The sequence below is a fragment of the Xenorhabdus sp. TS4 genome (assembly GCF_014467265.1).
In the GTDB taxonomy this organism is placed as follows: Bacteria; Pseudomonadota; Gammaproteobacteria; order Enterobacterales; family Enterobacteriaceae; genus Xenorhabdus; species Xenorhabdus ehlersii.
Genome location: NZ_NKHQ01000021.1, coordinates 1 through 940, shown reverse-complemented (window position 1 = coordinate 940; position 940 = coordinate 1). Strand labels below are relative to the sequence as shown.

Here is a 940-nt window from a genome sequence, read left to right as displayed (position 1 = left end):
TATAACGTTGGCTTGTTGAAGCCAGTCGCGTTGACTTTTACCTTGTTTAAAATTGGCAAAAATACCCAACGTGTGAGAAAGAAGTTTTCTAGCAATTCGATTACTCAAATGCCACAAATCCCGTGCCCAGCACTTCTCGATAGCAAATTGTCCGGCGAGTTGACCAATCACGGTTTCAATTAAACGGCGTTTGGCGTTAATCATTCTTCTCGTTTCCTTGGGAAGAGGATCATCCATATTGGTACGCATCGGGGTAATCATCTCAATGCCCTGTTTCTTCATTTCCTGTTTAAACTCAATGCCTAAATAGCCTTTATCACCGAGCAGATACCCTTTTATCGGGGCGGCCAAATCCCAGGCGGCTTCACGCTCACTGACACTGGCGGGAGTCAACGTGATCCCTGTTAACACACCGGTTTCATCTATCATCAGATGCCCTTTAAATCCGTAGTAAGTTTCGTTCTTGGCGGCACAGTACCCGTAATCGGCTTGCCCTTTAAAGTTGGCGCTCCCTTTAGCTCTTTTGAACCCACAGACTGGCAGCGGAAATCCGTCGATAATATGTACCGGCCTGTCGAGGGCGCCCAATAATATCGCTAGCTTTTCTTGCAATTTTTGTTTTATAACCCAAAGGTTCGAGGCTTGTTTGGCAAAATTGGCTCGTGAACCGAGTCCTGGAAACCACTCACGCCAGTGGTGACAAAAATACGTCCAAATCCCTTTATCTGTTGAAAAACCCAAGTATTCACCAATAACCTCTATCGTGATGACTTCTGCGTCACTCAACTTGGGTGGGCTCCCCCGGCTTCTCAATCGTGTGCCTTGCTGTAACTCCGTTAAATTATCCTCTACCCAACAAAACACCCAAATGATAAAATCTTGTTGTGACATAGCCTTTTGTTCCTTTATTTCTCTTTGTTTGTCAACTTAAAGTTATAAA

Annotated in this window: 1 protein-coding gene; it reads right to left on the bottom strand. The window is 44.7% G+C overall.

Going from position 1 to position 940, the window contains the following annotated elements:
- A partial coding sequence (locus tag Xets_RS10625) for an IS982 family transposase (RefSeq protein ID WP_187651630.1) occupies positions 1-891 on the bottom strand: 891 nt, incomplete at its 3' end.
- Positions 892-940: the final 49 nt, after the last annotated feature.